The organism is Dyadobacter bucti, assembly GCF_005869225.1.
GTDB classification, from domain to species: Bacteria; Bacteroidota; Bacteroidia; order Cytophagales; family Spirosomataceae; genus Dyadobacter; species Dyadobacter bucti.
This window is the reverse complement of record NZ_SWFP01000004.1, coordinates 658,248-680,782: the sequence shown is the minus strand read 5'-3', so window position 1 is coordinate 680,782 and position 22,535 is coordinate 658,248. Positions and strand designations below refer to the sequence as shown.

General features: G+C 45.2%; 27 protein-coding genes. 13 read left to right on the top strand and 14 right to left on the bottom strand.

What is annotated here, in order from left to right:
• Positions 1-95: 95 nt before the first annotated feature.
• Positions 96-1,409 (top strand): hypothetical protein, encoded by a 1,314-nt coding sequence (locus tag FBF61_RS16470; RefSeq protein ID WP_205748290.1) that lies wholly within the window; start codon positions 96-98, stop codon positions 1,407-1,409.
• Positions 1,410-1,422: 13 nt separating this feature from the next.
• Here FBF61_RS16470 and mtgA read toward each other — a convergent pair whose 3' ends face one another.
• Entirely contained in the window at positions 1,423-2,109 is a 687-nt protein-coding gene (gene mtgA, locus FBF61_RS16465) for a monofunctional biosynthetic peptidoglycan transglycosylase (protein ID WP_138479130.1), read from the bottom strand.
• Between the two features lie 134 nt (positions 2,110-2,243).
• Here mtgA and FBF61_RS16460 point away from each other — a divergent pair, with 134 nt between their 5' ends.
• Complete coding sequence (locus tag FBF61_RS16460) at positions 2,244-3,524, top strand: DUF2851 family protein (protein ID WP_138479129.1); 1,281 nt, start codon at positions 2,244-2,246, stop codon at positions 3,522-3,524.
• Here FBF61_RS16460 and FBF61_RS16455 read toward each other — a convergent pair.
• Together FBF61_RS16455 and FBF61_RS16450 are read right to left on the bottom strand one after the other, a co-directional pair.
• Complete coding sequence (locus tag FBF61_RS16455) at positions 3,521-3,721, bottom strand: hypothetical protein (protein WP_138479127.1); 201 nt, start codon at positions 3,719-3,721, stop codon at positions 3,521-3,523. The genes FBF61_RS16460 and FBF61_RS16455 overlap by 4 nt on opposite strands.
• A 42-nt stretch (positions 3,722-3,763) precedes the next feature.
• A complete protein-coding gene (locus FBF61_RS16450; RefSeq protein ID WP_138479125.1) occupies positions 3,764-5,182 on the bottom strand; it encodes a CCA tRNA nucleotidyltransferase in 1,419 nt (472 codons plus the stop codon).
• Between the two features lie 139 nt (positions 5,183-5,321).
• On the opposite strand from FBF61_RS16450, the gene FBF61_RS35800 reads away from it, so the two are divergent.
• Complete coding sequence (locus FBF61_RS35800) at positions 5,322-5,591, top strand: MJ0235 family protein (RefSeq protein ID WP_510185892.1); 270 nt, start codon at positions 5,322-5,324, stop codon at positions 5,589-5,591.
• Positions 5,566-5,919: a toxin-antitoxin system TumE family protein gene (locus FBF61_RS16445; RefSeq protein ID WP_138479123.1), complete on the top strand. Its 354-nt coding sequence runs from the start codon at positions 5,566-5,568 to the stop codon at positions 5,917-5,919. The genes FBF61_RS35800 and FBF61_RS16445 overlap by 26 nt, the downstream gene beginning before the upstream one ends.
• Positions 5,920-5,937: 18 nt before the next feature.
• Here the strand turns inward: FBF61_RS16445 and FBF61_RS16440 are convergent, their stop codons facing one another.
• From FBF61_RS16440 to FBF61_RS16430, 3 genes are all read right to left on the bottom strand, one after another.
• Positions 5,938-6,135: a hypothetical protein gene (locus tag FBF61_RS16440; protein ID WP_138479120.1), complete on the bottom strand. Its 198-nt coding sequence runs from the start codon at positions 6,133-6,135 to the stop codon at positions 5,938-5,940.
• A 35-nt stretch (positions 6,136-6,170) separates the two neighbouring features.
• On the bottom strand, positions 6,171-6,542 hold the full coding sequence (locus FBF61_RS16435; RefSeq protein ID WP_138479118.1) for a globin domain-containing protein: 372 nt from the start codon (positions 6,540-6,542) through the stop codon (positions 6,171-6,173).
• A gap of 71 nt (positions 6,543-6,613) precedes the next feature.
• Positions 6,614-7,387 carry an AMP nucleosidase gene (locus FBF61_RS16430; RefSeq protein ID WP_138479116.1) on the bottom strand — a complete coding sequence of 258 codons (774 nt, stop codon included), beginning with the start codon at positions 7,385-7,387 and terminating at the stop codon, positions 6,614-6,616.
• Between the two features lie 50 nt (positions 7,388-7,437).
• Here FBF61_RS16430 and FBF61_RS16425 point away from each other — a divergent pair, with 50 nt between their 5' ends.
• A complete protein-coding gene (locus FBF61_RS16425) occupies positions 7,438-7,887 on the top strand; it encodes a type I restriction enzyme HsdR N-terminal domain-containing protein (RefSeq protein WP_138479114.1) in 450 nt (149 codons plus the stop codon).
• Positions 7,888-7,993: 106 nt separating this feature from the next.
• Here FBF61_RS16425 and FBF61_RS16420 read toward each other — a convergent pair whose 3' ends face one another.
• Positions 7,994-8,608: a YceI family protein gene (locus FBF61_RS16420; protein ID WP_138479112.1), complete on the bottom strand. Its 615-nt coding sequence runs from the start codon at positions 8,606-8,608 to the stop codon at positions 7,994-7,996.
• A gap of 51 nt (positions 8,609-8,659) precedes the next feature.
• Positions 8,660-9,118, bottom strand: coding sequence for a MarR family winged helix-turn-helix transcriptional regulator (locus FBF61_RS16415; RefSeq protein WP_138479110.1), 459 nt, complete (start codon positions 9,116-9,118; stop codon positions 8,660-8,662).
• A 177-nt stretch (positions 9,119-9,295) separates the two neighbouring features.
• Between FBF61_RS16415 and FBF61_RS16410 the strand changes: the two genes are divergently transcribed.
• The 3 genes from FBF61_RS16410 (at position 9,296) to FBF61_RS16400 (ending at position 12,524) form a co-directional block, all read left to right on the top strand.
• A complete protein-coding gene (locus FBF61_RS16410; protein ID WP_138479108.1) occupies positions 9,296-9,883 on the top strand; it encodes a Maf family protein in 588 nt (195 codons plus the stop codon).
• Between the two features lie 24 nt (positions 9,884-9,907).
• Positions 9,908-11,413 (top strand): alpha-amylase family glycosyl hydrolase, encoded by a 1,506-nt coding sequence (locus tag FBF61_RS16405; RefSeq protein ID WP_138479106.1) that lies wholly within the window; start codon positions 9,908-9,910, stop codon positions 11,411-11,413.
• A 151-nt stretch (positions 11,414-11,564) separates the two neighbouring features.
• Positions 11,565-12,524 carry an SMP-30/gluconolactonase/LRE family protein gene (locus tag FBF61_RS16400; RefSeq protein WP_138479104.1) on the top strand — a complete coding sequence of 320 codons (960 nt, stop codon included), beginning with the start codon at positions 11,565-11,567 and terminating at the stop codon, positions 12,522-12,524.
• A gap of 8 nt (positions 12,525-12,532) precedes the next feature.
• Here the strand turns inward: FBF61_RS16400 and FBF61_RS16395 are convergent, their stop codons facing one another.
• The gene (locus tag FBF61_RS16395; protein WP_229215080.1) at positions 12,533-13,075 is read right to left on the bottom strand and encodes a hypothetical protein; all 543 of its coding nucleotides are present in this window, start codon (positions 13,073-13,075) and stop codon (positions 12,533-12,535) included.
• 11 nt (positions 13,076-13,086) lie between these two features.
• A complete protein-coding gene (locus FBF61_RS16390; RefSeq protein ID WP_229215079.1) occupies positions 13,087-13,605 on the bottom strand; it encodes a hypothetical protein in 519 nt (172 codons plus the stop codon).
• A 246-nt stretch (positions 13,606-13,851) separates the two neighbouring features.
• Here FBF61_RS16390 and FBF61_RS16385 point away from each other — a divergent pair, with 246 nt between their 5' ends.
• Entirely contained in the window at positions 13,852-14,355 is a 504-nt protein-coding gene (locus FBF61_RS16385) for a GtrA family protein (protein ID WP_138479102.1), read from the top strand.
• Between the two features lie 6 nt (positions 14,356-14,361).
• Here FBF61_RS16385 and FBF61_RS16380 read toward each other — a convergent pair whose 3' ends face one another.
• The 4 genes from FBF61_RS16380 to FBF61_RS16365 form a co-directional block, all read right to left on the bottom strand.
• Entirely contained in the window at positions 14,362-15,546 is a 1,185-nt protein-coding gene (locus FBF61_RS16380) for an acetyl-CoA C-acyltransferase (RefSeq protein ID WP_138479099.1), read from the bottom strand.
• A 38-nt stretch (positions 15,547-15,584) separates the two neighbouring features.
• Positions 15,585-15,839 carry a DUF6814 family protein gene (locus FBF61_RS16375; RefSeq protein ID WP_138479097.1) on the bottom strand — a complete coding sequence of 85 codons (255 nt, stop codon included), beginning with the start codon at positions 15,837-15,839 and terminating at the stop codon, positions 15,585-15,587.
• A 63-nt stretch (positions 15,840-15,902) separates the two neighbouring features.
• Positions 15,903-17,435, bottom strand: a complete 1,533-nt coding sequence (locus FBF61_RS16370) for an MFS transporter (protein WP_138479095.1) — start codon at positions 17,433-17,435, stop codon at positions 15,903-15,905.
• Between the two features lie 152 nt (positions 17,436-17,587).
• Positions 17,588-17,767: a hypothetical protein gene (locus tag FBF61_RS16365; RefSeq protein ID WP_138479093.1), complete on the bottom strand. Its 180-nt coding sequence runs from the start codon at positions 17,765-17,767 to the stop codon at positions 17,588-17,590.
• A gap of 363 nt (positions 17,768-18,130) precedes the next feature.
• Here FBF61_RS16365 and FBF61_RS16360 point away from each other — a divergent pair, with 363 nt between their 5' ends.
• From FBF61_RS16360 to FBF61_RS16345, 4 genes are all read left to right on the top strand, one after another.
• On the top strand, positions 18,131-18,871 hold the full coding sequence (locus FBF61_RS16360; RefSeq protein ID WP_138479091.1) for a carbohydrate-binding family 9-like protein: 741 nt from the start codon (positions 18,131-18,133) through the stop codon (positions 18,869-18,871).
• Positions 18,872-19,522: 651 nt separating this feature from the next.
• Positions 19,523-20,581, top strand: coding sequence for a lactonase family protein (locus FBF61_RS16355; protein ID WP_229215078.1), 1,059 nt, complete (start codon positions 19,523-19,525; stop codon positions 20,579-20,581).
• Positions 20,582-20,875: 294 nt separating this feature from the next.
• On the top strand, positions 20,876-21,418 hold the full coding sequence (locus tag FBF61_RS16350) for an RNA polymerase sigma factor (RefSeq protein WP_138479088.1): 543 nt from the start codon (positions 20,876-20,878) through the stop codon (positions 21,416-21,418).
• Between the two features lie 69 nt (positions 21,419-21,487).
• A complete protein-coding gene (locus tag FBF61_RS16345) occupies positions 21,488-22,519 on the top strand; it encodes a FecR family protein (RefSeq protein WP_138479086.1) in 1,032 nt (343 codons plus the stop codon).
• Positions 22,520-22,535: the final 16 nt, after the last annotated feature.

Here is a 22,535-nt window from a genome sequence, read left to right as displayed (position 1 = left end):
CCGACTATGTTAAAGCTCCTCCGGTCACGGACAGCAAAGTCCCGTGCGCAAGTATATTTAAGCATATTTCGTTACATTGCTTTAAACTTTTTGGTATGAAAAATCTCACTGCATACATACTGTTTATTGCGATGCTGGCGGCAAGCCCGGGAGTGATCGCACAATCCGAAGAGGAAAAACTTGACCTTCCAGGCGATAATCTAAATCTTTATGCAGTCATGAAACTCTTTCAGGAATCCGAAACACTGGAAGGTTTTGAGAAAAAACTCAATGATGAAGAATCCGAGATTAATAACCTCGATCTGGACGGAGACGACAACATTGATTATATCCGTGTTGCCGATCAGGTTGATGGCAACCTTCATACCATCACTCTTAAAATAGCTGTCAGCGATACCGAAGACCAGGACGTAGCCGTATTTTTTGTCGAGAAAAAAGACGACGGCCAAGTACTGATCCAATTGGTCGGTGACGAAGATTTGTACGGCAAAAACTATATCATAGAACCTGCCTCCTTGTCCGAAAACGGCACTCCCGGTGAAACACCCAATCCGGGCTACTCCGGAAACAGAGAGGAGCGCCAGGCCACATACGCGGCAGACAACAGTGCACGTGCAATTTCATCATGGCCCGTGGTTCAGTTTATTTTTGTTCCGAACTATGTTATCTGGCACTCTCCCTGGCGTTGGCATTACTATCCTTCTTACTGGCGGCCCTGGCGCCCGAGGTACTGGCATTATTACTACGGATACCATTATCATTGGCGCAATTACTACAACGGCCATTTTCGCAGATGGGACCACTATCGGAACCCGGTTTGGTACGACAGATACTATGGGGGAAACTACAGATCGAGGTCAGTTGTGGTCAGGACAAGATATGCTCGTGGAGATTACCGGAACACTTATTCGAGACCATCTTCTGCACGGCAAGGATCCGCTTTATTTGTAAAAAGAAATCCCACAGCCAGCTCTTCCAGGGACAGATTGCCGTCCTTTGATAAAACTGGCCGCCCCCTGGTTGTGAGGCCTTCCACTGGCAGGCCATCCACCAGCAGACCAGGAACATCAAGGCCGGTTACCAGCCCCGGCACATCGCGGCCGTCGGTTACACGTCCCGGTACATCTCGCCCTTCTGTGACGACACCGGAAACTTCGCGGCCATCAGTCACAAGACCCGAAACTTCAAGACCGTCAGTCACGAGGCCGGAAACTTCACGGCCATCAGTTACAAGGCCCGAAACTTCGAGGCCACCTGTTACCCAGCCAGGGATATCCCGACCCGCACCGTCGCGCCCGGCTACACCCAGACCTGCCGCGAGACCGTCAACAAGTCCTGCTGCACGCCCGGCGGCAACACCCGGCTCTTCACGGGAAAGGCCGAGGGGAAATGACTCACCAAGGAACTAGTTTGAAACCGGGCTTACAAATCAGCAATATACTTTTGCCCACCCAGGTAACGCATTTGCCTTACAATCTGATTGGTGCGCCTCATAACGTAGGGGGATGGATTTTTGATTGAGAAGCGAACCGGGTTCGGCAACACCGCCGCTATCCTTGCAGCCTCATATCTCGATAGTTTTTTTGCCGATTTTTTGTAAAAACGCAGAGAAGCAGCCTCCACACCGAAAGTCATCTTTCCCATTTCAGCCACATTGAGGTATACTTCGAGGATACGCTGCTTATCCCAGATCAATTCGATCAGAATGGTGAAGTAAACTTCCAATCCCTTGCGGATATAGCTTCTCCCATGCCATAGGAATACATTTTTTGCGACCTGCTGCGAGATCGTACTGGCTCCCCGGGCGCGTTTTCTGTCTTCCGTCATGGCGTCATAGATCTGGTCAAAGTCAAATCCCCAGTGCTTAGGGAAATTCTGGTCTTCCGAGGCAACTACCGCAAGCGCTACTTCCTTTGAGATGTTCTCATAGGGTTCCCAATCGTGATGAATTTCCGTGTCTTTGTCATCCATAAATGCATCGATTTTACGCGATAGCATAAAAGGTGTTACCCAAACCGGCAAAAACCGAAGAATGATGACCCAGATGATTGAAATACCAAAAAAGAAAATGAGAATTCTAAGCGCAATAAATTGCAAACGGCGGAGCATAAAACTTTTTTACTTCTAAAAGAGAAACCAAACAACAAAACGAGCGTACAAATAACAGAAACTAATCATGTATAGACAAAGAAAATAAATGTCATTGTCATCAATTTTTTACACACACAACATTTCCCAAACCAATGAATGAAGATATACTGAGTTTTATATGGCGTTTCCAATATTTCGAAACGTCAAACCTTCAAACTGATGAAAATTTAAATCTTTCGGTCATCAGGACAGGGAACAAAAATGGCAATGCAGGGCCGGATTTCTCAGAAGCGAGGGTTATGATCGGGCAGGTTCAGTGGGTTGGAAGCGTCGAAATTCATGTCAGGTCCTCCGACTGGCTTTTGCACATGCACGAAAAAAACGCTGCTTATGAAAGTGTTGTCCTGCATGTTGTGTGGGAAAATGACAAACCCGTGGTAAGAAAAGACGGTACTTTACTCCCAACCCTGTCGCTCAAAGGACGCATAAAAGACGCTGTGCTGGAAAGGTACGCCCAATTACAGGACGAAAACGAATCCATCCCTTGCGCCGGGTTGTTTGGCCAGGTGAGTGATATTCTCAAATATGCAATGCTGGACAGGGTCTTACTCGAGCGGCTCGACAAAAAAGCACAACAAGTGACTCTGATCTACGAAGAAACCAGAAACGACTGGGAAGAAACCGCATATCTGTGGCTATGCCAGCATTTTGGATTCAAATTGAACGATCCGGCTTTTTCGAGACTAGCCCGTATCCTGCCCTGGAAAATCTTGCGGAAACACCGTGGACAGTTGTCACAAATCGAGGCTTTGCTATTTGGTTGTGCAGGAATGCTTTCCGACGAAACAGACGAGCCCTATGTCAGGCTGCTCCGAAAAGAACACCAGTTTCTGAGTGCCAAGTATGGGCTGAGCGAAAGCTGTATGAACGGGCACGAGTGGAAATATTCGCGCTTGCGTCCGGCCGGATTTCCGACGGTACGTCTCGCACAGCTTGCACAATTCCTGAACAATGAGGGAAGCCTTTTTACCGAATTGGTTTATGCCGGTTCTTTTGCCGAGCTGCGCGGGAAATTTCATCTGGAGCAGTCCGCCTATTGGAAGTCTCATTATTTATTTGGTAAAAAATCCCGGTCATCAGTTCCTTCTATGGGTAAGGATGCAGCCCATTTACTGATCATCAACGCAGCGGTACCGCTGTTGGTGGCATATTCCAAACAAAAACAACAGCATGAATTATTGGATAAAGCCGTATACTGGCTTTCGGAAATTGAAGCAGAAAATAACCGCATCACCCGGGAATGGAATACGCTGGGAATACGTGTAACCAATGCGGCAGACAGCCAGGCTTTGCTGGAGTGGCACAATTTGTACTGCACACCCAGGAGATGTCTGGAATGTACAGTCGGTGCAGCACTGGTCCGGCCAGTTTAACCGCGGCTCACCAGGTTAACACCGGTAAGCAGAAAAACGGTACCTACTAAAAAAGGAACCACCGATTCCCATTTCGAAACAGTCAGCCCCAAAACTGGTTTGTCTGATAAAAATGCAACACAGGCAAAAAGCAGGACGGCTATGCCAAGAAGGGTTAAAAGAGCACCAAAAAAGCGTTTGAATTGAGTATTTTCCATTTAAATGTTATGAGGAGACCAGGATTATTGTTTGCAAAAATATCAAATAACACGAATAAGTCCCATTTTCTCTCCCTCCTTCACCATATAGTCAAATGCCGGCTGATACTCATTGGGGATAATACCTTCTAAAATAGCTTCTCTCACAATTTCCTTTATCAATCCTACTTCACGGGCGGGTTTTAAGCCAAAAGTATCCATGATCATTTCGCCTGTGATCACGGGCTGAAAATTTCTCAACTTATCCCTTTCTTCCAGATCTTTGAGCTTTTGTTCGACAAGATCAAAATTGTGCAGGAAACGTTTCACTTTGTCCGGATTTTTGGATGTGATATCTGCCCGGCATAATTTCATCAATGCTTCAATATCCTCACCTGCTTCAACCAGCAAACGTCTCATCGCAGAGTCCGTAATCTCCTCTTTAGACAAAACAATCGGACGCAGGTGCAGCCGCACGAGCTTTTTCACAAAACGCATTTTTTCATTCAACGGCAATTTCATCCTCCGGAAAATTACCGGGACCATTCGCGCGCCTACCTCCTCGTGGTTATGAAATGACCAGCCAACCTTTCTGTCAAATTTTTTGGTGGCCGGTTTCGCGATATCGTGTAAAATAGCCGCCCAGCGAAGCCAGAGGTCATCTGTTGTCTGGGAAACATTGTCCAGCACCTGCAACGTATGGTAAAAATTATCCTTATGCCCCTTCCCTTCTATATTCTCCACTCCCTGAAGTTCGATCATCTCCGGGAAAATAATGGCCAGGATTCCCGCGTGGAACAACAATTTGAAGCCATAAGAAGGTACCGGTGAGAGAATGATCTTATTCAGTTCATCCGAAATACGTTCCATAGAAACAATGCCGATACGGTCCTTCATCTTGATGATCGCATCAAATGTATCCGGTTCGATATCAAAATTAAGCTGGCTTGCGAAACGGATCGCCCGCATCATCCGAAGCGGATCGTCTGAAAATGTGATTTCGGGTTCAAGTGGGGTGCGGATAATTTTCTTTCTCAAGTCCCTGACTCCGTCAAACGGATCGACCAATTCCCCGAACGTATGTTCATCCAGGCTGATACCCATCGCATTGATCGTAAAATCACGGCGGTTCTGGTCGTCGCTCAATGTGCCGTCTTCCACAGCCGGCTTTCTGGAATCCGCCCGGTAGGATTCTTTACGCGCACCTACAAATTCTATCTCCAGGTCACCCTGCCTGATCTGCGCAGTTCCGAAATTTTTATAAATGCTCACGAAAACATCCGGCCCTAACTGGCTGGCTACAAGTTCAGCGAGCTCAATTCCACTGCCGATCGAAACGATATCTATGTCTTTGCTATTCCTTTTGAGTATCAGGTCCCTTACAAATCCACCAATAATATATGCCTCCACACCCAGCTCCGCCGCTGCCTTTGCAACGATTTCAAGAATCGGATAGTGGATTAACTGCTCTTTAAAATTCATGCCGCAAATGTAAAGAATTCTTGTGGTCATCGTTTCGTCCAGCGAAAAATGCAGTTTTTAAAATCCCAAGTTATCCTTTACATATCTTGTTTAACCTTCGGGATTATTTAAATTTGTTAAAAACAGACTGGCAAATTCCATGCTTACATTTACTAAAACACAAATCAGCAATTGGGTATTGTTGGACTATTTGTCGCAAAAACAACTCTTTCAGGAAAAAATAAGCGTTCTCAAAAAAAAATATAACTGCAGTTTTGAGACCTTTGAAAATGAAGTCGAAAATTCTCTGACTGAAAATTTCGAAGCCTGGGATGATTTGATTGAATGGAAGGCGTACAATCAGTTCCTGGCAGAAATAGATTCAAAAATCACTGATGTAAGGAATGGAGATTTTCAAATGGCTGGATGACAAAGACTTCGTTGAGTCATACATCATCCATGACTTTCGGGAATCTTCTACCGCATATTATCTTAATATTCAGGCGCAATTTATTGATGGAAGCATTCTCTATGCCCGACAATATGTTGAAACAGACCGTCGTAAATATTCATTCCACTGGCAAAAAACAACCGGAGACCTAATCCTTCGCTGGGACAACGCGCCGCACTTCCCAAACCTTGCCACTTATCCGCACCACAAACACGTGGGAGAAACATCAGTCGAGACAAGCCACGATATTTCGCTGGAAGATGTTTTGAAATATATCAAACTTAATATCATTTTCCCTGCCAGTTGAGTGGGACTGTGCTGGGAATTAAAGGTGCCTTTCCTCCATTTTGATTCTTGTAGCTTCCACCCTATCCGGATTGACTGGGTAATATTCATTTTCAAACGCATCAATAAGAATTGCCAGTGCATTTGCCTCTTCGCTCTCCGGCGAGCCGACGGGTGCATCAAAAACTACTTCCAGCTTTTTCAATGCAATTTCATAATCATGTTTTGTAGCAATCATTTAGTGTGTAAAGTTTATGTTGTCGAATTTCAAATTTAACTATTAACCATAAAAAACGCCGTCCGCGGAAAACGATCAAACAGTTCGTCTTTCAGCTCCTTGTCAATCGGCAGTTGCCCTACGGCCGCGGACATGCATTGAAGCCAGGCTACGGCATCGTCTTCAGTGATGACGTGCGGCATGTGTCGGGCGCGCATCATGGGGTGGCCGTGGACACTGGAATACAATTGCGGACCGCCGAGAAACTGGGTCAGGAACAACCGCTGCTTTTCTTTGATTTCATCCTTATCACTTTTAAAAAGCCTGGAAATCAGCTCGTGCTCGAATACCAGATCGTAAAATTTATCTGTCAGCAACCGGAGCGCGTCGTCTCCGCCAATGCGTTCATAAAGCGTTTTATCTTCCATTTTTTATTTTCCTGAATAATCCTCCGGACAATGATTAGACATTCCGGCCCAAAACATTTTGTAAAAGCAAATCAGTTTTCAAACCGCAGATGCTTGACCGAAGCACCAGACCTAGCCAGTTCAGTCAAGGCCTCGATCCCTATTTCGAGATGGACTTTCACATAGTTGGTGGTAACCTTTTTATCACTTTCTTCGGTTTTCACACCTTCCGGTACCAGCGGATTGTCTGACACCAGAAGCAGCGCCCCATGTGGTATGGAGTTGGCAAACCCTACAATGAAAATCGTGGCCGTTTCCATATCAATGGCCATTGCACGGATCTCTCTGAGGTATTCCTTAAAACTGTCATCATGCTCCCATATCCTCCTGTTTGTGGTGTAAACAGTGCCGGTCCAGTAATCCATTTTATGTTTGGCGATGCTTGCCGAAACGGTACTCTGAAGACGAAATGACGGCAGCGCGGGAATCTCCGAAGGCATATAATCATCACTTGTACCTTCGCCCCGTATCGCCGCAATCGGGAGAATAAGGTCTCCTACCTGCGTTTTTTTCAACCCGCCGCACTTGCCAAGAAACAACACAGCTTTCGGGCTGATCGCAGACAAAAGATCCATCACCGTAGCCGCCATCGGGCTTCCCATCCCGAAATTGATGATGGTAATGTCGTTTGCTGTGGCCGTTTGCATGGCGCGCCCCTGGCCTTTCACTTCCACTCCGAACTTCTCAGCGAACATGGTAACGTAGTTCCCGAAATTGGTCAGCAATATATAGTCCCCGAAGTCTTCCACCGCAGTGCCGGTGTAGCGGGGAAGCCAGTTTTCTACGATTTGTTCTTTGGTTGTCATGAATTCAGCGGGTGTATTGGTCAGGTTTATCGGGATGTGTATCTTCGCTCATGGAATCATTAAACCTTCCCGAATTTGCCTACAAAGTTAAGCAGGTTAATGGGAAACCCCTTATTTTCGATATCATCCGCCGGAAATTCGTCTCGCTCACACCCGAAGAATGGGTACGTCAGCATTTTATACATTTATTGATCACACATTATGGTTACCCCAAATCGTTATTTGCCGTCGAAACCGGGTTGCAATACAATACGCTCGCCAAAAGGACTGATATCATGGTACTTTCGGGCGATTCCCTGCCCTTTTTACTGGTGGAATGCAAAGCGCCGTTTATTGCTGTCAATGATTCCACTTTTGCTCAGATAAGCCGCTACAATTTTACATTACAACCTCAATATCTGGCAGTTACCAATGGTATGAACCACTATTGCTTCAAAGCCGTCAATGGTCAGATCCACTTCATGGACGATTTCCCGAAATACCGCGAATGGAATCCCTGATGTCAATTTTGATATAAAACAAAAACCTGCCCGACAACAAAGTCAGACAGGTTTTGCAACTTCAACCAAAGCTGACAGCCAATCACTGAAAGCCGACAGCCAGCAATTACTTAGCAGCAACCAATTTCACGTCAATAGAGAAATCGTCATTGATCATTTTGTCGCCAAGGTTATCGAAAAATGATTTTGAGTTGTATTTGATATCGTATTTAGAACGGTCGACAACCAATTTACCAGTAGCCTCGGCACCCGTTGCAGTTGTTTTTACAGTCACAGGGAAAGTAGCTGGTTTTGTAATTCCTTTGATAGTCAGATCGCCTGTTACGTCATATACACCGGCAGATTTCGCAGTTGCCTTGGTTACTACGAAAGTTGCGGTCGGATGTTTTTCAACACCGAAAAAATCATCGGATTTCAGGTGACCGATCAGTTTTCCATTGTATTCTTTATCCGTAAGGTCAGTACAAGTGATGCTGTTCAGGTCAGCCACAAATTTACCACCAACCAGTTTGGCGCCGTCCAGCGTGATTGTGCCTTCTTTCAGGGCAATTTTGCCAGTATGTTCGCCGGTCACTTTTTTACCATTCCAGGTAAGTTCACTTTTGGAGGTGTTCACTTTCAAGTTAGTAGCTTTCGCTTTGCCATTATCAGCGGCAGAAGCAGCGGACGAAACGAACAGGGCAACAGCAAGAGAAGCGATAAACGATTTCATAGAATTCATTGTAGTTTTCATTTAAAATTAAATTGATTTATTGATTGTGATTGGTATTAATTAGTGGTCAGATTCCCTGAGCTTGTCCAAAAGTGAGCTGATCTGGTCAGCCTCTTCACTTGTTATTACATTGAAGCGGTTTTCCCACTCCGCCACAAGCGGATCAAGTTCCTTCAATAATTGAAGGCCTTCCTCTGTGATCAAAACATCCACAGCCCGCCGGTCGTTTGCGCAGGAAGAGCGCTTCGCCAGGTTTTTGGCCAACAGTTTGTCAACCAGTCGGGATGTATTGGAATTTTTATCCAGCATCCTTTCTGTAATGTCACTTACCTTGATGGGGTTGGATTGTTGTCCGCGCAAAATCCTGAGCACATTATACTGCTGGGATGTAATGTCATATTCTTTAAAAATCTCCAACTGCTTATATTCCAGCCAATTGCTTGTATAAACAAGGTTCAAAGCGAGGCGCTGATAAGCGCTCCGAAATTTTTTTTGTTTTATATCAGTTTCAATAGACATGGCAGTTGTAATTAAATGTTATAATAATGTATATACATTTAATGTTGTAACATCTATTTAACTTTGGATAGTTCCTGGCCGGTTAAAAAAATTGAAATAATTGTTACAAAGGTTTCTCCCATCTTCTAAAAAATATTTATTACACACTAAAAATCAGACTATTACATACCTTATTACATGATCAATTTAGCTAAACCGCTGATTCTGGCCTCTAATTCCCCTAGAAGAAAACAACTTCTGACGGATGCCGGATTTGAATTTTCAGTTGAAGTTTTAACAACCGACGAGACCTACCCCGAAACTTTGCCCGCCCCCGAGGTGGCAGCCCATATATCCGCACAAAAAGCAGAGATGTTCCGCGGGCTATATCCTGGATCGCTCGTACTCACTGCTGACACGGTTGTAGTTGCCGAAAACCATATTCTGGCAAAACCCGGAGATGCAGCAGATGCTTTCAGGATGCTGAAAATCCTGTCCGGAAAAAGCCATGTTGTAGTCACGGCGGTCAGCATTTTATCAGAACATATCGTTCAGACAATATCGGATGAAGCGACGGTTTATTTCCGTGAACTGGAAGATTCAGAAATAACGTACTATATTGAGCATTATAAACCTTTTGACAAGGCAGGATCCTACGGCATACAAGAGTGGATCGGGATGACCGGAATTGAAAAAATAGAAGGATCATTTTACACCATTATGGGCTTGCCGGTTCACAAAGTATATGAGCTATTGAAACCGCACTTCCTTCCGACCGCACTTTAAAATCTAAATCAATCTTTTTCCTAAATGATTACAGACAAATCTGCTTTTATACCGAGGGTCTGTTATGAAATTTTTGTCCGCTCGTTCTGCGATTCAAACGGGGATGGGATCGGGGATCTGAACGGGATTAACTCCAAGCTCGACTATCTGGCTGACCTCGGTGTTGAAGCGCTTTGGCTTACGCCGGTCCATCCCTCACCCAGCTATCACAAATACGATGTTACCAATTACTATGAGATCGAACCGGAGTTCGGTACGCTGGACGATTTCAGAAAACTTCTGCATGGTGCGCATGAACGCGGGATAAAAATATACCTCGACCTGATCATTAACCATACCAGTGTTCTGCACCCGTGGTTTTTGGAAGCCACAAAAGGACCTGAAAATGCCTACCGGAATTTTTACTGGTGGATGACCCAGCCACAGATCGAGGAACTTGGTATTCAGGAAAGGGAAACATCCGACGACTCCCAGGAGGTTTATCCTTGGCACGAAAATGCCGGTGACCCGGAAAAATATTACGGGCTTTTTTACAAAGGAATGCCCGACCTTAACTACCACTCAGAAGAGCTCCGGGGCGAAATTGAAAAAATAATACGCTACTGGCTGCTCGATATCGGTGTTGACGGTTTTCGGCTGGATGCGGCCCGGCATATTTATCCGGAGTGGGAAAAGGACCGCAGCATTGAATTCTGGCAGTTTTTTTCAAAAGTCATAAAAGATACCAAACCCGATGCTTTCACAGTAGCCGAAGTATGGGCGCAAACCGAAGAAGTCGCCCCCTATTTCAAATACCTGGATGCTACTTTTCATTTTGACCTGAGTTTTGCTTTGCAGCGCATTGTCGCTCAGGAAAGGGATGAGCAGATTGTAGACAAACTCGTTGCAAGCTACGCGCTTTTTCAAAAATACAATCCGTTGTTCGTCGACGCGATCATGCTTACAAATCATGATCAGGATCGTGTAGCAAGTGTTTTTGGAAATAATGCTGACAAAATAAAACTGGCAGCCAGTATCCTGCTCACACTTCCCGGGCAGCCGTACATATATTACGGGGAAGAAATCGGGATGCTCGGCACAAAACCCGATCCTTATATCCGGGAACCCTTTCTCTGGTCTGATGAAGGTGCCGAAACTACCCGCTGGATCGATCCGCAGTTCACTACAAACAACACCGTCCGGCCTCTTTCCGAGCAGACAAAAGATCCTTATTCTGTTTTCAATCATTACCGGCATCTCATCAAACTTCGTAAATCGGAGCCTGCGTTAAGCCAGATCATCGCCCCGAATTTGTTCGCCCTGCATTTACAGGATGACCAGCTTTTGGCTTACTTCCGGCCACATGCCGACAAATCCCTGATTGTGATCCACAACCTCAGCCAATGGAAAAAGCCTTTTTCTTTGCCGGAACAAAAAGCTGATTTTGTCCATATAGTTTTTTCCAGTCATGCACAAGATGGGCCAGAGCTTACACAAATGGAAATCCATCCATTATCTACGCTTGTACTGGCGGCTAGCACTGGCCGATAGCGCTCCATTTATCGGTTTCAAAACAGTAGGTCATGCAGCCCGGTGATCTTTAATGATTTGTTACCTGTCCCAATCGGTAACCTAAAATTCAATCGCTATGAAGCCCGGCTTTTCACTGATTTGTATCCTTCTTTTAGTTTGTTCTAACATTATGGCGCAGAAATCGTATCCCACTATGGGCAAAATCATTTATGAAGATACATCATTTGAAAAATTATTGCCCAAAGATTCAAAAGTAGAAGTGCTCGCGTCAGGGTTTGAATGGTCGGAAGGACCTGTCTGGGAGAAAAAAGGCAACTTTCTCCTGTTCTCCGATGTACCCAAAAACAAAGTTTATAAATGGGAAGAAAAAACCGGGCTTTCAGTTTTTCTGGAACCTTCGGGTTACACAGGTCTGGGATATTACAGCGACGAACCTGGCAGCAACGGGCTGATCATTGATAGCAAAGGCAGGCTGATTTCCTGTGAACACGGCGACCGGCGAATTTCAGCCATGCCGCTCACCGTCGGCGGAAAAGTAACGCTTGCAGATAATTTCGAGGGAAAACGCTTCAATAGTCCGAATGACGTGGTGGAGCATGCAGGAAACGGCAGCTATTATTTTACCGATCCGCCTTATGGTTTAAATAAAAAACAGGATGACCCCAGCCGGGAAACACCTGTGTTCGGAGTATACAGAATCGCAAAAGATGGGAAGGTGTCATTACAGATCGACGACCTCACGCGGCCAAACGGGCTGGCATTTTCTCCCGACGGTAAAACGCTTTATGTGGCACAATCAGATCCGGAAAAATCAATCTGGATGTCCTACCCCGTCGATGCCTCTGGAAACATCGGGAAAGGAAAATTGCTTTACGACGCTACCAAAATGGGGAAAGCTGGTATGGCAGGTTTGCCCGATGGGCTCAAAATAGATAGGGACGGAAATTTGTGGTCATCAGGACCAGCCGGCATGCTGATCATTTCCCCTGCCGGCAAGCTGCTTGGCCGAATAGAAATGAATGAACTCACATCCAATTGTGCCTGGGGAAACGACGGCTCTACACTTTATATGACGGTTGACGGATATGTGTGCCGCATCAAAACCAGCACAAAAGGCGCCGGCTGGTGAACGGAGAGTTACCTTTCGGTAGCCCTTCTCACACTGCGCAAAGTATTCTCAACTTCCCTTTTCACAGCAGCCCAGTTATTTTTCCCGTTACGATAAATGTTCGTGTAAGCCTTGTAAAGTAAGATCTGATCCGCGCTGATCTTGTCCAGTTCCGTCGCAATCACTTCTTTTCCCGACGATCTGGCCGTTCTGTATTCACTTAACAAAACATTCCAGCGGCTTTCCAGCGCGTCCAGCTCGTACAAGACAAGCTCTCCCGTTTTGTCCATATCGGTATACTGGTCAACAAGTCTCCGGTTATAATCTGCATCCCCGCTGCCGGTCGAACCTACGCCTCTCGAATTTTCATCTGCAATCCGGTCATAATCTTTCCTGTAAACACTAGTGCTCGTTGGTGTCCGCCGGTCATACCTGTCACTGTCAGAGCGATAATCGTCAGAATCAGAGGTGATCCCATGTCGGCGATCATATTTTCTCTGAAGGGTTTCAGAGCAGGAAAAGCCCATCGCAGCAAGAGCAAGCATGCAAAAGAGCGCGGTATTTTTTTTCACTGGATTTTTGATTAGAAGTTATGCCTAAGCCCAATGCTTAAATTAGGATTAAAGTAAAAGAATTTCGGGATCAATTCAGCATATCCTCCGCCTTCTATAAAAAATGACGTAGGCTTCTGCGCAAAAAAGAACTCCAGCCCCGCGGTGCCGGAAGGTCCGGTTGAGATATTGGTGGTATAAACCGTCTTTACGTTTCTGTCGGGGTAATATCGCCGGGAATTAACCTGCACTCCAGGCCCTGCATATACAGTCATCCTTTCATTAAAAAAAGGTACATACCAAAGGTAAGTCGCATTAAACATAACCCCCAAACCGCCGAGGTCATCGTTACTTACTTTGTAGTTATCCTTGCTCTTGAACAAACCGATGTACGTACCAATGCTGACGTCCAGCGCATTGCGTTCACCATATTTTCTCACACTTACAGCGATCGGTTCGCCGACTTCAAATCCAACCGCCCAGGTTTCAGGCTGGGCCTGCGCTGTAACAACCAAAAACAGGCCGACAGACAGCAAAATAAATTTTTTCATATTCCAAATATATCCCTGCCAAAAGATTTTTTGACAAAAAAAGAAGATTGATGTAAAAGCAAGGATACAAAAACAGTGCCATAAAGCTGTTCCTGCACAGCGCTATAACAATTTCACAAAAGCATTTTAAAGAAAATCAGACCGCTAGGAAGACATCAAAATTCACGGGGCGGTTTTGTTTGGGCGGCAATTTATTTCTAATATTGGGCCTCATTTGGTTCATAATTCCCATTAACCATCACACAGGTGTCCGCATTAAAGGAGAGCAAGATTTTTAATGTTAAAGATTTAATAGCCTATTTTCTTGTCGCTGGCACCGGCGTAATTATACAGCTTATTTCCAGCAGTTTGATCCAGGATTGGTTTGATATTTCGTGGAGCGATTCGATTGTACCTTCCTATATTGTTGGCTTCATAGTAGGTTTTATTCTCACCAAATTATTTGCATTCGATGCCCGCAGGACCAATCAGGCGCGCCGTGAAATGGTCAAATTTCTGATGGTGGCCGGCGTTTCCTTAGCCATCACCAAAATGTTTACAGTAGGTTCATTCTGGCTTGCCACGGATTTTTTTGGAATGGAGATCTATACAGTCAAATTGCCATTTGCCAAAAAGGAAGTCAATCTGACAGAAATGGGCTCATACCTGATCGGGATGGGGTTCAGTTTTGTGAGCAATTATATTCTGCATAAAACCTTTACTTTTAAAAGCACCGGCTTTTACAATCGCCTCAAAGTATTGATCAGGTAACAATACTTACAAACGCTCTACAATCATCGCAGAGGCACCTCCGCCTCCGTTGCAAATCGCTGCCAGTCCGTATCTTCCTCTATTCTTTTCCAAAACAGAGAGTAAAGTAGTAATAATGCGCGCTCCCGAAGCACCCAGCGGATGCCCAAGCGAAACCGCCCCTCCGAACACATTGACCTTATTGACATCCAGGTTGAGTTCCTTCATGTATGCCAGCGCGACTACGGCAAAAGCCTCATTTACTTCAAAGTAGTCTATATCAGAAATTTTCAGACCGGCTTTTTTCAAAACATTATTAGTAGCCAATATGGGCGTGGTGGTAAACCAGGCAGGCTCCTGTTCCGCATCGGCATAAGCCACGATCCTGGCAACAGGCTTTAATCCATGTTCCTTCACAGCAGATCCCCCCGACAATACCAGCGCAGCTGCACCATCATTGATCGTGGAGGCATTGGCAGCGGTGACAGTTCCGTCTTTGGAAAAGGCTGGCTTTAAAGAAGGGATCTTTTCAAACTTTACACGTTTATATTCCTCATCCTCAGCCACCCAGGCCGATTCCCCTCCTTTTGGAGAGACAATTTCGACAGGTACTATCTCATTTGCAAAGGAGCCGTTGGCTGTGGAGTTGGCGCTTCTCTGGTATGAAAGGATTGCGAATTCATCTTGTTCGGCCCGTGAAATCGAGTATTTCCCGGCAGTCCTGTCTCCGCAAACACCCATGCCGATCTGGCCATAAACGTCCGTCAGCCCGTCCTTCAAAAGTCCGTCTGTAACCTCACCATGTCCGTAGCCGTAGCCATTTCGGGCTTTGGGTAAGTAATACGGAGCCTGCGACATGTTTTCCATCCCGCCGGCCACCACAACTTTCGCATCTCCAAGCTGAATACTCTGTGCTCCGAAAACAGTGGCCTTCATCCCGGAGGCACATACTTTATTAACGGTTGTACAAATCACCGCCGGAGGTAAGCCCGCATAGATCGCTGCCTGCCGCGCGGGAGCTTGTCCCAAATTGGCAGAAATCACATTCCCCATAAACACTTCCTGCACCAGACCAGGCGCGACATTAGAACTTGTCAGAGCTCCCTGAATGGCGGCCGCGCCCAGTCTGGCGGCATGAACGGATGACAAGCTTCCTCCGAAACTACCGATTGGGGTACGGGCGGCGGACAATATAAATACGTCTTCTTTCATGAACTGGCTTCGCGGTTGAAAACCAAAAATAGAAACTATTATTCGAGATCCGCTGAACTTTCAGGCAAATGGTCATACTCGCCTTTCCAGGCATAAAATCCGAAAATCGCCAGACCAGCGCAGATCGGAATGAAAATCAGGATGATAATGGACCACTGAAGTGTCGTGTTGGTCCTGGCAATTCCCTCGGCAGCCCCGGCGATCTTGTCGATGGCCTGCATAAATAAAAACAAAATGATCACTGGCGCCAGGAGCATCCAGAGTAGTCCCAGTATCTTTTTTAATCCGCTCATTGTTCTTGGAAAAATTTTATTTTTTGAAAGCTAAAAATATGTTGGCGAAAAAATTATCGCCTGCTAATCCATCACATTGCTATCGCCTTTATTATCGATATAAATTGCCCCGATAACAAATGACAAGGCCGCAATCCCGATCGGATACCATAGCCCTGACAAAGGAGTAGATCCGCTAAACGAAGCCACAAGCGTTGCAATAAACGGTACCAGTCCACCAAAAACGCCATTTCCAATATGATACGGCAGCGACATCGACGTGTAACGGATTTGTGTCGGGAAAAGCTCAACCAAAAATGCAGCAATAGGACCGTAAACCATTGTTACCAACAATACCTGGAAAAAGACCAGGAATATGATCGTCACATAAGTTGAACCGGATAAGGTCACATCTTTAATAACCGTTTCTTCCTTCACAGGCACAAGAACATCTTCCGGAATTATTACAACTTTAGCTTCCTTAAAAGTCATACCGTTATTCAAGGTTTTCAGTGTCGTTGTAGTAATCAGGGAATCCTGTTTCCCACTGACGAGCCCCCTTTCGACAACCGGGACCGAGCTCGTAAGCAATTCCGTTTTCTCTAATTCCTTTACATTGGTAGCGTCAATAAAATACTGATAAATGGGACGGTAGCATATCACCCCCAGCAGCATACCCACAAGCATGATCCACTTCCTGCCGACTTTATCACTCCACGATCCGAATACCACAAAAAACGGTGTGGCAAAAAGGATCGCCCACAGAAGAACGTACCTCGATTCATTAAAATCAAGCTTGCAGGTGTTTTCCAGAAAGGACTGCGCATAAAACTGGCCGGTATACCAGATCACCCCCTGTCCCATCGTAGCGCCAAACAAAGCCAGCAGTACCATTTTGAAATTTGCTTTTTTCTGGAAACTCTCCTTCAAAGGGTTTGAAGATATTTTCCCCTCCGATTTCAGTTTGGTAAAAACCGGCGACTCATGCATTTTCATCCGTATATAAATGGACACGCCTACCAGCAAGATCGAAACCAGAAAGGGGATCCGCCAGCCCCAGTCAGCGAAAGCTTCCGCCCCTATTGTATTTTTGGTGAGGACAATAATACCCAGCGACAGAAACAAACCCAATGTTGCGGTAGTCTGGATCCAGCTTGTAAAAAAACCTCTTTTCCCAACCGGCGCATGCTCGGCCACATAGGTAGCAGCGCCCCCATATTCTCCTCCGAGAGCTAAGCCCTGCACCAGGCGCAGGATCAGAACGAGGATCGGAGCTGCATAGCCGATACTGGAATACGAAGGAATCAGCCCGATCAGAAAAGTGGAGCCGCCCATCAAAACCAGGGTCAGCAAAAAGGTATATTTCCTGCCGATAAGATCGCCAAGCCGACCGAAGACCAATGCCCCGAAAGGCCGGACAATGAAACCTGCCGCAAAGATGGCGAGGGTATTAATGAGCGCGGAAGCACCGGCATCACTGGGGAATAGCTGCTGTCCAATTATGACCGCAAGACTGCCAAAAATGTAGAAATCATACCATTCAATTAAAGTACCAAGGGAGGATGCTGCAATTACCTGGGTAATGCTTTGGGTAACATTTTTATCGGAAGAACTCATTGGTAAATAAAGGTGAGGAATTTGGAATAATAGCAGAATAAGACAGAAGGGACATTTCATTACTCATTGAAAAACAAAAAGCCCTTCGGAAAAACATCCGAAAGGCTTTTATAAATAGTGTATGTCAACAAATAAAAACAGGTTTAAAAAACCTAATCTTCTTCATTTCCCTCCTCAGGATTATCGTCCGTGTTCTCTTTTCTGACCAGATCCGGATCTTCGGCTACTGGTCGTGTTTTCTGGGTATTTTCCGGAAAACTGGGAAAAACGGGTGGTTCGATAATCGGCTTACTAGTTGTAGCTATTGCTGGCTCTCCTCTTTCGCGTCTCATAACATTTAAAGTTTAAAGGTTACTAACTTCAATTCCCCGGAAATATTTAAATAATCGTTCCAAAAGGTGACAACCGGGGCGGATATTTTCGAAAAGGTCCTGATGCCAATTCAGCCAGCCCGAAAAATAATGTTTTGTAATCTGTAAAAACCTAATGAAATTGCCGCAGGAAATCGACTCCGCATTTCCAAAAAAATCAGATCAAGCGCGAAACTCAGCCTGCATTGCAAAAAGCAAAGCAGATGCCCATTTGGCGACCATCCACAACACCTGAACACGCATGACCTATAATTGAATATCCTTGACAACAACTGCCCGTACCTGACCAATCATTCCGTTTTCATTCCTTAACCCGTCATATAAATGTTCCAAAAACTCGCTATCCGCTTTGTTCTTTTGGCAGCGGCCATCGTTTCTGCCCAGTCTAACGCGGCCCCGGTCCCAGACTCTTCTCTTGTCGTTAAAAAAACAACAGATTTCAAAGTAAACGGAGAAGGCACTGCTTCAAACTGGGCAGCTGCAAAGTGGTTCGATATCACCGTTCAGAAGGGCCCCCGACAGGCTTCCGCCGGTAAAGCTTTTCCTACCAAGGTAAAGATCATGTACTCCGACAAAGGCATGTACTTCCTTTTTGATTGTACCGACCAAAAACTCACCTCCACAATTCTCGAAGATTTTGGTGCCTTGTTCAAAGAGGATGTAGTCGAAGTGTTTTTATGGCCGGATACTTCCGTTCCCATTTATCTGGAATATGAGATTTCACCTCTCGATTACGAACTTGCCATTCTGGTGCCGAATATTAAAGGAAGGGCACAGGGCTGGAAACCATGGCATTACGACGACCGTAACAAGGTGCAGCATGCAACCAGCGTCCAGGGAGGACAAAAGAAAAGCATGGCAGCAGTAGAAGGCTGGAAAGCTGAGTTTTTTATTCCTTTTAACCTTATGAACCCGATTGTGGGCGGTGCCCCGAAATCAGGGGAAAAATGGAGGGGGAATTTTTACAGGATCGATTATGATTCAGAAACGGCATATTATTCGTGGCAGAAAACCGCCGGCAGCTTTCATGAATTCCAGAAATTCGGTACGCTGGTTTTCGAATAGCATTTTGCAAAATTATGGGTAGCCCCGCCGGGGCAAAAACAATCCCCTAAACACATTTTTGCTAGTATTGGGTAGCCCCTCCGGGGCAAATATACGGGTTGTCAAACAATTGCTCTTTAGCGCTACCTATTGCTCATAAAACGTTGCTTATATGCATTAAACGCTGCCCCAGAGGGGCTACCCATTACTCAAAAAAACGTTACTTAAAGGCACCATATTCTGCCCCAGAGGGGCTACCCATTACTCAAAAAACATTACTTACTGGCACAATATTCTGCCCCAGAGGGGCTACCCATTATTCAAAAACCATTACTTAAAGGCACCATACGCTGCCCCCGAGGGGCTACCCATCACTCAAAAAACATTACTTACTGGCACCATATTCTGCCCCCGAGGGGCTACCCATTACTCAAAAAAAAACGCTACTTAAATGCACCATACGCTGCCCCAGAGGGGCTACCCATTACTCAAAAAACGTTACTTAAAGGCACCATACTACCCATTACTCAAAAAAACGTTACTTAAAGGCAGTATAATTTGCCCCGGAGGGGCTACCTGTTATCCATTATCAATCATCTAAACATGCCCAGGCAGGGCTACCCATTTATGAAGAAAACAATTGTTACATTATGCTGTTTGCTATCCGCGATCATGACATTTGCACAAAAAAGCTCCAAAGAGATACTGTATGTGGGCACATACACCCAGAAAGGTGAAGGTATCTATGTATACGAATTCGACAGGAAGAATCTTTCCTACAAGGAGTTACAGGTCATAACCAGCAAAATAAGCCCTTCATTCCTTGAATTTCACCCGAACAAAAAATTCCTTTACACTGCCAATGAAGGAAACGCAACAGTGTCTTCCTACGCTATCGACCAGGCTACCGGAAAGCTGACCGCCATCAATTCTCAGCCTTCTCTTGGTCGCGGCCCGTGCCATGTAAGCGTAGACCCGAAAGGTAAATTTTTATTCGTTTCCAATTACGGAAGTGGCCAATTGGGGGTATATCTGCTTAACAAAGATGGCAGCATTGGTGCAGCAGCAGATTCAATTCAGGACAAAGGCGCACCGGGCCAGAAACCGCACATGCACTCGATTATTCCATCTGCTGACGGGAAATTTATTTATGCATCGGATCTGGGTATTGATAAAATTATGGTATATGCGGTAGACCAGAAAACAGGCAAACTGACTCCTGGAACCGTGCCTTACGTTGAAGTAAAAGCCGGCGACGGGCCACGCCATTTTGCCATTCATCCTAACGGAAATTTCGGTTATTCCGCCTGCGAGCTATCTTCTCACGTCAACTCTTTCCAGATCGTGAAAAATACCGGCGCGCTTGTTCCATTGGAAAGAATCACCATGCTTCCATCCGATTTCAAAAGCAAAAGCTTTGCCGCAGACATTCATTTTTCACCGGATGGGAAGTTCATTTATGCGTCTAACCGTGGGCACGAAAGCCTTGCTATTTACGGAGTTGACGCCAAAACCGGAAAGTTGACCATTGCCGGACATGCTGAAACACATGGCAAACATCCCCGCAATTTCCTGATCGATGAAAAAGGCGAGCTGGCTATTGTTACCAACAAAGACAGTGATAATGTTGTGTTTTTCAAGAGGAACGCAGCAACCGGACAATTGACTTATACCGGGAAAGAGATCAGTGTACCTACGCCCGTTTGTGTTAAACAGCTTTTCCTCAAATAATTCGACAAGCCTTTTATCGCCTTCCCCGGCATACGTCAAATCGCTGAAAGTATTGGTGAAACAATATTTTCAGCGATTTGCGTTAATTTCCATTTACTTTTCTAATTTTAGGGATTCTTGATTCATTATTCTCTATAACATCAAAAGGACAGAATTAAATATTACTTTTTTAATTTCCGGTTATATTGTCCCGAATCATTTTGAAACATCAATCGCACTCCTGGCAAATGAAATATTTAGTGGACAGTATTTCCAAAAATATCTGACATCGTTTTTAAGGATTAGTAAAAGTTTATGAACAACGGCCAGAACGACTTAATGCTAATCTCGCTGATCAAGCAGGGAGATAATCGTGCTTTGGATTCTCTTTTTAAGAAATACTACTACTCGCTCTGCCGCTTTGCCTGCTATCTGACCAACCGCAAAGACCTTTCCGAAGAAATAGTCGCCGATGTTTTTTTTAGAATATGGGAAAAAAGACAGGAGATCCAGGTTGAAAAAAACCTCCGTGCCTATCTTTTTACCGCTACCCGGCATACTTCCATTAACTACATGAAACAGGAAAAACATGTCATGGAAGAGCTCAATGAAGATTTTATTGAAAATACTCCCGGTCCGGAAGCTGAGCTTATATACCATGAGCTGGAATCCCGGATCACAGACCTTATCAATTTTCTTCCCCAGAAAAGAAAGGCCATTTTCCAGCTAAACCGCTTCGAAGGTTTTACTTACAACGAAATTGCAGAGATCCTTTCCCTCTCGGCCAAGACCGTAGAAAATCAAATGGGCAAAGCGATAAAGCAATTAAAAGTTCTGCAAAAAACTTATCAGTTATAAAAAATATACTGACCGGATGGGGGTATCCCCATTTTTTATTTGTCCTAACATCAGAAAGCACCCAAATACATGTCGGATAACGCACCATGGCCTTTGATCGCCAAATATTTAGCTGGCGAATGCAGCCCGGAAGAAAAGCTGACAATCGAATGGTGGCTGGAAGAAATCGACAACCGCATACTTTTCGAGGAAATAAAAGCTGCATGGGAGCGGCAGTCGGAGCCGGATATTGCGTTCAGCGCTGAACGTGGCCTGGGAAAGCTTCATACTAAGATTTCGGAAGCCGCAGAAGATCCGGCAGAGCCTTTTGAAAGACCGGTAAAATTGATAAAAATAAGCTCCTGGCTGGCCGCAGCAGGTATTTTGTTGCTGATCGGGTTCAGTTATTTGTATTTTAACCAAAATACCGGTATAGGAAAAACCGACCGTACGGCCTATCTCGAAAAGACGAGCGGACAGGATGAAGTGATCAGCTTCTCCCTTCCCGACGGTTCAAAAGTATGGCTAAACGAAAACAGTAAAATCGGATTTCCAAAGGCATTTTCGGGTGAAACCCGCGAGGTATTAATTGAAGGCGAAGCGTTTTTTGAAGTTGTCCCTAACCCTCAGAAACCGTTTATCGTGAGGAGCAATAAGGTGTCGACAAGAGTATTGGGCACATCGTTTAATGTAAAAGCATACCGGTACCAGCAAACCGCTTCAGTATCCGTTGCAACTGGCAAAGTCGAGGTAAGCAAGGAAATCGGGGCGGATGAGCCGATCCGGATAACACAACTGACCCCCCGGCAGGAGCTGGTGATCAACACTCAAAAGGATGAAACGTATATTGACATCGTTAGCACATATGATATTGGTGCCTGGCGCAGAGAGCAGCTCGTTTTCAGGAATAATACGTACACAGAAGTGATTGTCCGGCTTGAAAAGGAGTTTGGGGTAAAAATTGACTTACAAAACAAAAGTCTAAGCGATTGCCGGGTAATGGCCAGTTTCAATGAAGGTGCCGTCCTGAATGACGTATTAAAATTATTAAGTATCTCAAATTCATTCCGTTACAATATCAAAGAAAACCAGGTCACGATCCTGGGAGGAGTTTGCAGATAAAAGACGATCACTTTTA